The organism is Candidatus Weimeria sp. HCP3S3_B5 (genome assembly GCF_052064335.1).
GTDB lineage: Bacteria > Bacillota > Clostridia > Lachnospirales > Lachnospiraceae > Weimeria.
The window spans coordinates 1-9,215 of record NZ_JBQHVU010000033.1; the positions used below are offsets into that span (position 1 = coordinate 1).

At 44.1% G+C, this 9,215-nt stretch carries 11 protein-coding genes and 1 pseudogene; 9 read left to right on the plus strand and 3 right to left on the minus strand.

Annotated elements, in window-relative coordinates; all coding sequences use genetic code 11:
• The 6 genes and pseudogenes from ACTNCK_RS10995 to ACTNCK_RS11020 all read left to right on the plus strand — a co-directional run.
• Positions 1–195: pseudogene (locus ACTNCK_RS10995) on the plus strand (hypothetical protein); the annotation flags it as partial.
• A gap of 140 nt (positions 196–335) precedes the next feature.
• A complete protein-coding gene (locus tag ACTNCK_RS11000) occupies positions 336–566 on the plus strand; it encodes a Crp/Fnr family transcriptional regulator (protein ID WP_441082764.1) in 231 nt (76 codons plus the stop codon).
• A gap of 142 nt (positions 567–708) precedes the next feature.
• Entirely contained in the window at positions 709–2,604 is a 1,896-nt protein-coding gene (locus ACTNCK_RS11005; RefSeq protein ID WP_441082765.1) for a metallophosphoesterase family protein, read from the plus strand.
• A gap of 15 nt (positions 2,605–2,619) precedes the next feature.
• Complete coding sequence (locus tag ACTNCK_RS11010; protein ID WP_441082766.1) at positions 2,620–3,765, plus strand: YibE/F family protein; 1,146 nt, start codon at positions 2,620–2,622, stop codon at positions 3,763–3,765.
• A 409-nt stretch (positions 3,766–4,174) separates the two neighbouring features.
• Positions 4,175–4,657, plus strand: coding sequence for a hypothetical protein (locus ACTNCK_RS11015; protein ID WP_441082767.1), 483 nt, complete (start codon positions 4,175–4,177; stop codon positions 4,655–4,657).
• A gap of 23 nt (positions 4,658–4,680) precedes the next feature.
• Positions 4,681–4,860, plus strand: coding sequence for a type II toxin-antitoxin system Phd/YefM family antitoxin (locus ACTNCK_RS11020; RefSeq protein WP_441082768.1), 180 nt, complete (start codon positions 4,681–4,683; stop codon positions 4,858–4,860).
• A gap of 256 nt (positions 4,861–5,116) precedes the next feature.
• Here the strand turns inward: ACTNCK_RS11020 and ACTNCK_RS11025 are convergent, their stop codons facing one another.
• Entirely contained in the window at positions 5,117–5,383 is a 267-nt protein-coding gene (locus ACTNCK_RS11025) for a DUF4417 domain-containing protein (RefSeq protein ID WP_441082774.1), read from the minus strand.
• A gap of 109 nt (positions 5,384–5,492) precedes the next feature.
• Between ACTNCK_RS11025 and ACTNCK_RS11030 the strand changes: the two genes are divergently transcribed.
• Both ACTNCK_RS11030 and ACTNCK_RS11035 read left to right on the plus strand, forming a co-directional pair.
• Positions 5,493–5,771 (plus strand): hypothetical protein, encoded by a 279-nt coding sequence (locus ACTNCK_RS11030; protein ID WP_441082769.1) that lies wholly within the window; start codon positions 5,493–5,495, stop codon positions 5,769–5,771.
• Positions 5,772–6,091: 320 nt separating this feature from the next.
• Complete coding sequence (locus tag ACTNCK_RS11035; protein WP_441082770.1) at positions 6,092–6,970, plus strand: PrsW family glutamic-type intramembrane protease; 879 nt, start codon at positions 6,092–6,094, stop codon at positions 6,968–6,970.
• Here ACTNCK_RS11035 and ACTNCK_RS11040 read toward each other — a convergent pair.
• Complete coding sequence (locus tag ACTNCK_RS11040; RefSeq protein WP_441082771.1) at positions 6,967–7,767, minus strand: hypothetical protein; 801 nt, start codon at positions 7,765–7,767, stop codon at positions 6,967–6,969. The two genes, ACTNCK_RS11035 and ACTNCK_RS11040, sit on opposite strands and share 4 nt — an antisense overlap.
• A gap of 236 nt (positions 7,768–8,003) precedes the next feature.
• On the opposite strand from ACTNCK_RS11040, the gene ACTNCK_RS11045 reads away from it, so the two are divergent.
• Positions 8,004–8,357 carry a DUF488 domain-containing protein gene (locus tag ACTNCK_RS11045; RefSeq protein WP_441082772.1) on the plus strand — a complete coding sequence of 118 codons (354 nt, stop codon included), beginning with the start codon at positions 8,004–8,006 and terminating at the stop codon, positions 8,355–8,357.
• Between the two features lie 5 nt (positions 8,358–8,362).
• Here the strand turns inward: ACTNCK_RS11045 and ACTNCK_RS11050 are convergent, their stop codons facing one another.
• Positions 8,363–9,094: a YwaF family protein gene (locus ACTNCK_RS11050; RefSeq protein WP_441082773.1), complete on the minus strand. Its 732-nt coding sequence runs from the start codon at positions 9,092–9,094 to the stop codon at positions 8,363–8,365.
• Between the last annotated feature and the right edge of the window lie 121 nt (positions 9,095–9,215).

Genomic DNA, 9,215 nt, shown 5'->3' on the forward strand with positions numbered 1-9,215 from the left:
AAAGCATCAATTACAAACTGGTGTAATGAGTTCAACGAAGAATGCGAAGCCCAAAGCAAAAACGCCCCTGATACAAAGACTGAGGCCGATTATATGAAGGAGAATAGACGTCTTCGTCAAGAACTTGAAGAAGCAAAGAAAGAGAATTTATTTCTAAAAAAAGCGGCAGCATTCTTCGCGAAGGAAATCGGTTAAAGGCTTACCGGTTTATCGATGAACATGGTAGTGAATTCGGAATCAGATGGTTATTAGCGCACTTAAAAATCTATCCGACTGCATACTATAACTACAAAATACATAACCTTTTCACTATTGCGACGAGCTGTAACCGCTACATGAACCGCAAGATCAGCCACATGAGCAAGCGTACGACCAGAGAAAAGCTTCTGTCATACCTGTCGGACATCTCGCAGCAGCAGGGGTCAAGCAGATTTCGGATTCCATTCGACAGGCAGCAGCTCGCGGACTATCTTTCGGTCGAGAGGTCGGCGATGAGCGCGGAGCTCTCCCGTATGTCAAAGGATGGTCTGATTCGATACCATAAGAACGAATTCGAGCTGATCTAGATTTTTCACAGCTTTTACATAGAATTTTCCTTTTGTCAAACAATTAACCGAATATTAACGTAAATGTGATGGCAGGCTTTACATTTAACCCATATAATTTTTCTCGTAACGAAATGATAAGTTAGAAAGACGAGGAAAAAGAATGAAAAGTAAGCAGATCAAGGCAGCTGCTGCCATCCTTTCCGCTGCAGTAGTAGCTACTGCAATTCCGCAGATCGCAGCATTCGGTTACGGAGAGACAACCGCCAGCTCCACTCTTAACAAGGAGACAAAGGCCGATTCAGGCTTTGCCAGCTGGAACAAAAGCACCTGGAAGGGTAAGGAGGCCAATGATTCGGGCAAAATAATGCTTACCCCGGGAGAGACAGAGGATGACCTGAACTTCGCCTGGTATTCCAAAGAGAAGAAGCAGGCAGCCGTTAGGGTGTCGACCAAGAGCGATATGTCTGATGCAAGGGTCTACGATGCGACAGTCACAGACATAGACAGAAAGAACCGGGTAAATACCTACAAGGCAGCAAATCACGTAGAGATAAAGGATTATTTCAAGGCAGGCGAGACCTACTACTATCAGTACACCGATGACAAGAGCTCAGGCAGCTGGTCAGAGACCTACACCTATGCACCGAAGTCATCCGAATCCTTTACGGCAATTCTCGCCGGCGATCCGCAGATCGGAGCATCGGGAGATAATGACGGGAAGCTGGGAGCTGACGCTGTAAATGAGAACATTGCAGCCGATACCTATAACTGGACGAAGACCCTGACTCAGGCCACAAAGCAGTTTCCGAACGCAGCCTTTGTGCTCTCTGCAGGAGACCAGATCAACTTCTCAAGTGCAGACAGTGCGGATACCACAGGCATCCGTGAGAGCGAGTACGCAGGCTACACCTACTCATCCATCCTAAGAAGTCTGCCGGTAGCTACTACAATCGGAAACCATGAGTCGATGGGCAACGACTACAAGTGGCACTTCAATAACCCGAACTCAGCAGCTAATCTCGGAGCTACGAATTCAGGATGTGATTATTACTTCTCATACGGAGATGTACTTTTCATCTCGATTAATTCGAACAACAGAAACGTGGCAGAGCATGACGCACTCCTTAAAAAGGCAGTGGCAAGCCACAAGGATGCCAAGTGGAGAGTAGTGATGTTCCACCACGATATCTACGGAAGCGGCGAGCCTCACTCAGATGTGGACGGAGCGAACCTGAGAGCGATATTTGCACCGCTTATGGATAAGTACAATATCGATGTCGCCCTTACCGGACATGATCACACCTACTCGAGATCGTATCTGCTGGAGGACGGAACCGCGATAAACTACGGCTATGATTCAGCCACGAACCCGGAGGGAACCCTCTATATCACAGCAGGCTCGGCTTCAGGATCGAAGTTCTACAAGCTGAACCAGACCAGACAGTACTATATCGCAGAGCGTACCAACGCACAGCTGCCATCCTACTCAGCCATAACGTTCGACGGAGACTCTATCAAGTTCGAGACCTATGACTATAATGGCAACAAGTACGCGAATGACTACACTCTGATCAAGACAAAGACCAAGACCAGCGTCAAGGATCTCTATACTCAGGCAACAAGTATTAAGCAGAGTGCATATACAGCTGATTCCTACAGCAAGGTAAAGAATGCCGCAGCTGCAGTGAAGGGTGTAATGGACTGGACAGCTACAGACAAGGGCGCTGCTGCTATGACAAAGGCCTATGACAGCTCGCTTGATACAGCAGGTCCAAAGGATCCTGTGGATTACTATGGCTATGCACAGGATAAGTATAAGCAGAACAATACAAGCACACTTGTAAAGGGCTTCTCCACTCTCCTCGACAAGACCCTCTATGACGGCTCATCAATAGTCAGCGGCAAGCAGGTAAGCACTGTAAAGACCAGTCTTGAGAAGGCTATAAAGTCCTTAAAGAAGGTTTCTGCGAAGAAGACTACCACCAAGAAGACTTCCAACAAGACAACTTCTAAAAAGACTGCAACCAAGACAACTACGAAGAAGACAACCAAGTAATAACCTAAGGTAAAAATGAAAAGACAGAGAATAGTATTAATCATATTCTTCTGTCTGTACGGTCTGGGGCTTTTTCTACTCAACACGAGGATAGAAAAAGCCTCGTTTTATACAGACGGAGATATGTACTTCGTACCGGCGACAGTGACAAAGGTAGTGGAGGACAACACAGCGGGAGAGTACGTAAACAGTGGGCAGCAGACTGTAAGAGCAAGAATCACCGGAGGCAGATACAAGGGGCAGACCACCGACGCGACAAACATGAACGGATACCTCTATGGTACCTACTGTAAGAAGGGCACTCATGTTATCCTGCAGCTATCTGAGTACGAGGGAGAGCTGAGCGCGAGTGTCTACAGCTATGACAGGCGTCCCGGGATGTATATCATAGCGCTTTCTCTGGCGGCCGCACTGATATTTGTGGGCAGGAAGAAGGGAGTGGCGAGCACACTGGCTCTGATTTTTACATTCGTCACTATTATCTGGCTGTACCTGCCGCTTCTGTATATCGGGATATCTCCGTTCTTTGCAGCTGTAGTATCTGTAGCAATCATAACTGTGGTATCGGTGTATCTGATCTGCGGTATGAACAAAAAGGGCTTCTGTGCGGCACTGGGTACTGTGACCGGAGTGATTATCGCCGGACTGTTCGCGTGGTTCTTCGGAATTATCCTGCGGATTGACGGGTATAATGTCAGTGATATCGAAAATCTTATCTATGTAGCGGATAACAGTCACCTGGATATCGGGGGACTGTTCTTCTCAGGAATCCTGATCGCCTCCCTCGGAGCAGTGATGGACGTGGCAGTTTCGATCTCAGCCTCACTTCTCGAGATTAAAGAGAAAAATCCCGACATCAGCGCCAGGGAGCTCTTCCGCTCCGGTATGAATATCGGAAAAGACATGACAGGCACGATGTCGAATACGCTGATCCTCGCCTTTGCCGGAAGCAGCATCAATACGATGATCCTCATATACGCCTACAGCATGCCGTATCTGCAGGTGATAGATATGACGGAGATAGGCATAGAGGTGATCCGCGGCTTTGCGGGAACTCTCGGTATCGTGCTGTCAGTACCTCTGGTATCCTTCTACTGCTCCCGCTTCTACACAGGTGATGACTCGACTCGATGTATCAACAGCCCGGAAGCAGAAGAATAAGCGAAAATGCCCCGCGAAGCGGGGTTCCACATAGGGATTTTCTATCCCTGAATACAAATGCCACAGGGGCATTTGTCATGAAATATCGGTGTAGTCATGTAGGAGTGGCTACACCGTTTTTCTGTTTTCGAAGGCTGCAGACGATATCGAAATCGTGAAAATGACGAAAATATGTTATCATATTTACTGGGATAATCACTTACTGTATTTACGGTACGGAGATCCGATTTGAATAATTATTGAGTTTTCATGGTGACAAGCCCATTTTTGCTATGGGAAGTTTTAGTGATATAATAGATTAATTGAGATGCGAAATGAAAATGTCGCCTGCCAAGCGACCAGGTAATATTCAGTCCGTGGTATTATCTATGCATAAAGACATATAAATATCACCGAAAGGAGAATAATTATGAATAAGAAAAAAGCAGTCATAGTCAATATTGCAATAATTATTGCCATATTTGTAGTGAATATACTTGTATGGAAATACTATAGTGATAATAACAGCGATTCAATTTATATGAAGTTGTCAGATGAGAACGGATCATTGGAAAGATATTTTGATTTTCATAATGGTAAGGTCTATAGATATTCGACCGTAGTATCAAATGCCTGCGATATGAATACTGATGAAGGCAAAAAGAGTTATGAAGCAGCAAAAAGAATTTGCAGCGAGAATAATGAAAAATATCATGGCTATATGTCAAAAGTATGGGTTGAGAATGGTAAAATGACAATCTATGAAGTATATGATCTTCAGTTATTGGATGATGAAGAAAAGAAAAAATTTGGAGTGAATGATTATACAAATAAAAACAGAGCTCAGATTATAAGAGGAATTGATGTTATGAACGGTGAGGCAGCTGGAAAAGGAAAATTTATCATAGAATAAAAGCATGATTAGGTCGCCTAATTATGCCAATAATGGATCTTCGAGATACCAACGCCATCTCAGATCTTGCCCACAAAAATAACGAGCCAATTTTTATAACCAAAAACGGATACAGTGATCTTGTCATCATGAGTTCAGAATATTATGACCGCATCTCAGATACTTTACGGATAGACAATGCTATTTATGAAGCTGAGAAATAATACGAACGTACAGGAAAGGCCGCGTTTCGCAATCTCTTTCTGAAAATGCTTTAAAAAATCCATTATTGCCTCTTTTGACGATGAATACTATGGGTTACAACATGTAATCATCGTCAATGGAGGAGGCCTGGATTTTTAAAAGCAGATATTGTTGAGTTCTGAAAGATTTGATATACTTTTCATGGCGGTCTCTTATCGCTGTGTTTGTTAGGTTAGAGGTAACACCCCTCGGTTGCACGTCCTCATTATATGCATCTCATGCTATAAAATTTGCTTTTATATGCTGTCTTGTAGTCCAATCGTCAAACTGCACAAAACAAGTTCTTCCACTCAAACCTTCAAAGATTTTTCTATTCATCGGACCATATACTAGCACAACCTGTGGGCTAAGAAAATCAAGCATGGATATCAGGCCTTCTCTGAAATATTTCTTTGATTCTGCAGCCTTTATCTGCCCATATGTACCAATTGAAACAATACTATTCTTTTCAACGCCAAGAAATGCAGGTGGTTCACCGAATATTTCATCAGTATACGTTCTCTTAGTAAGTTATAATTAAAAATGTACAGAAGTTATGGAATAAAAATGTACAAATGATATTATTGATAGAGTAACTTAGGAGGCTATATCAATGATAATCAAGACATCCATTATTTCTGATCTCGAGATTAACAACTTAGAGGATTTACACAAACTGAAACCGATTATGGGGGCAACGAATTGTCAAACGGCGAATTGGCAGCATGGCCTCGAGGGCAGATACAGTAATGGGATCGGTGATGCTATACTGGCTGACGTTGAAAAGGAATTCAAACGGGTCTGTGCAAAATATGGGCTTGATTGCCAAGGCAACATAAAGGTTGCCAATCCTGGACAGGGCAGTAAGTTTTGTACTGGAGTCACCGGTTAAGCCGAAACTTATACTTGACGTTTCATATAGCGTCACTACATAGAGCAGCCAAGGTGGCAAGAGAAAGGATGCTAGGAAAACAGTTGAAGTTATAAATAAGGAGCGTGCCAAAGGCGGGAAAATTATATATGTCGATTTTCTTGATGGGGCAGGCTGGATAGGACTACAGGCAGACCTGAAGGCAGAGCCGAATCTCGAGGTGGTCTATGCCAAGGGACAGGCCCATTTTTCATCTTTCCTCTGTTGTTGACATTTCCACTATACAGTTATACAATTCTCCCGTTACGCAGAAAACTCATGCAATTACGATGGAGAAGCATATGATAAACAGACTGGATGAATCGGTAAAGAGTGGATGCCCTGATTATGACAGGCCAAGAAAACGTGGACAGCTGATAGTGACCGGAGTGCTGATTTTTTTATTTGCACTCGGGATGCTGATTGACGAAGCGGATTTTATGGGCACAAGCCACACTGGCGTGATCCGGTATCTGGAGGTGTACAGCGCATTTTTGCCGCTGCTTATATATATCGTGCCATTTGTAATCATAGTGAAAAAACTCGGAGTTGAAGCCGGGCTTAGCAGCCGAAAGCTGTTAGGCGCGGCTTTTTGTGGTGCATTTATCTCTTCTGCTCTGGCTGCTGAGATAAATGACGGCTTTGATTCATTGATGAAACACCTGATGGGACATGCTTATTCAGAGAACTGGCTGGGATCATTCGAGACGGGGATAGCAGAGGAGCTTCTGAAGCTGGCAACCGTGGCGATGCTTCTGTACGTGTGGAACAGCGAAACGCTAGATCAGTATATTATAACCGGAATGTGCACAGGCATGGGATTTCAGATCGAGGAAGACATCTCATACATCACACAAAGCGGATTTAAGAATGTAAATGATGCTTTTCCCATGGCACTTGACCGGATCAGCAGGTCTGTCGGCTCGCACTGGGCCTATGCTGCTATGACTGCGGTCGGGCTCTACATGATCAAAAGAACCACCGGGAAACACCATCGGATGAAGGGATTCGGACTGATCCTTTTTGTCATAGTCAATCACTTCCTGTACGATACGCCGATAGGCGAGATAAATCTAGTCAATGTGCTGCTAACTGTGGCAGTCGTCCTGCCGGTCCTCATCTCATTAGATGAAAAAAGGGACAGGTCCAGTTTTCATCTTTTTAGAGGAGAAGGGATCTAGGCTACTCCTGTGCAGCCATCAAGCATCACGTCGTAGTCCCAGTCCTTCGATGAGTACCATCCGCTGTAGCCGTTGCCTGTCACATAGAATGATGCGGACTTTATATTAGTGGAATATCTCTTTGTCACGCGTAATCTGGTGTCCTTCGGCACTGTCTGCTTGTATTTAGTGCATTTTTTGTCCGAATAGATACGGATAGATTTAGTCACAGGCAGGCTGTACCTTTTCATTTGGGTGCTATCGATATTCGTGTCTTGATAACCGGCGACCTGCAGGGTACTGCTATCAGGCTTCAGCCTGCCGTTTCTATAGGATAGAGTCACATAGCATGAAGAATACCCTATAAGCGGCGCGCCTGAATCCTGTATCATGGCTTTTATCTTATTGTTTTTTGAATTTATGGAGTTTATCCATCTGCAGCCGTAGAGGGAGTCGAAATCATAGACCTTTTTTAGCTTATTGCCGCGGTACTCGTATATAAGCCTAGGCCCGTCGTAATTATCACTGTATGGATTTATATAGAGCAGATGTTTCTTCCCAAGCTTTATGAATTTATAATTATAGTCATAAAGCCAGTCTTTTGATGAAAACTTCCTGCTGCCGTTTACTGAAACTGTAAATAAGTGATAGTAGTTATTGTCGTACTGAGATTTTTTAAATGTGATCCTTTCCTTGATGCCATCTCCATTCATATCGATAGAGACAGTTTTTGATGCTGCTTTCGCTGGAATCGGGCGCATAGATAGAAGGGCCATTGATGTTGCAAGAATTGCAGCAGTGATTTTTATTATTTTCATGTAGTTCCTCTCAATCAGACGGATACCGCCAATCACTAAATTACATCAGACAAACCAACTGACGAAAGTATATATCCGCAGTCTATAGATGTCAAGATTTTCGGGAAGCTTGTCTCACCTCCCGAAAAGATGAAAAATGGACCCGTCCCTTTTTTCATCTGCAAGTATAGACTGTAAACCTTAATAGTGATAAAATAACAGCTAAGAATAAGAGGGGGCAGGAAGAAGGATACACAATGAAGTTGCAGATAAAGAGAGCCTACGAAAAAGCCACAGAGGATGATGGAATAAGGATACTGGTCGACAGGATCTGGCCAAGAGGCGTTTCAAAGGAAAAGGCCGCAATAGATCATTGGATAAAGGATATTGCGCCGACAGCGGAATTGAGAAAGTGGTATGGCCATGATCCGGAAAAATATCAGGAATTCAGGGAGAGATACTGTAAGGAGCTTGATGAGAATCCCCATGTAGGGGAACTAATGGATATCATTTCAGAAAGCCATGGTAATGTGACGCTGGTCTTTGCGGCAAAGGATGAGGAGCATAGCAATGCAAAGGTTCTTCTCGACTGGCTTGGGAGTAAGTGTTAGTTTTTCTATCTCCGCCCGATAACCTCGAATGGTATATATATTATTACCATGATCATCAGCGCCAGAAGGGCGTAGCCGGCTAGATATCCGGGCACTCCCATTTTAGAGGCCAGAAATGAAAGAGGGGTGTCTGATGGGGGCCAGTTTATGAATATATAGTTGCAGTCGGTGATCTTGTCAAAAATATAGACAGGCGGGACGATGATAGCCAGAAAGATAGCTTCATACCATAGATGACTGATCCGGGGCCACAGGCGTTTGTCTATAAGCAGAAGGATGGGGTAGAGGAGGAGCATCTCATGCCAGATATATCCATAAAGATTAAAATAGTTCCATGCCGGGTACAGGGTCCAGTCAGGGAGCAGGAGAGCGAATATAGAACCGGGGCCCAGCAGGATCACAGCGATTTCTCCGAAGAATGCCCTTGCTCTTGAAGAGGGCATAAATGACGCCAGAAGAAAGTCAAAAGCAGCAAGCCCGCATAGATGAAGAGGGAGCATACCGATATTTGCACGATGGATTGAAAAGAGCACCAGCCATTTCGAGGCCTCCATGCAGATGAGGAAGACAGGAATGGCATTTATTATCAGATCCCTTTTTCTTTCGCCAGCTCTTATAAAAATAATGGCAATAAGTGCCATAGCAGCGCCAATGGCAGCAAGGCAGCCGAAATGAGTGGCAGAAAAGATCCTGTATCCGCTACCTGAAGGAATATCACTTTCGTATCTGAAAAACAAATCGAATCATCGTTACCATTCACAGTAAATCATATTAACAAAATCGGCTCAGACTGAGCTTATCCAAACTTGAGAAATATCAGAAAAACAGGGTTATGTCTATTCCTGGCATGACTCTGTT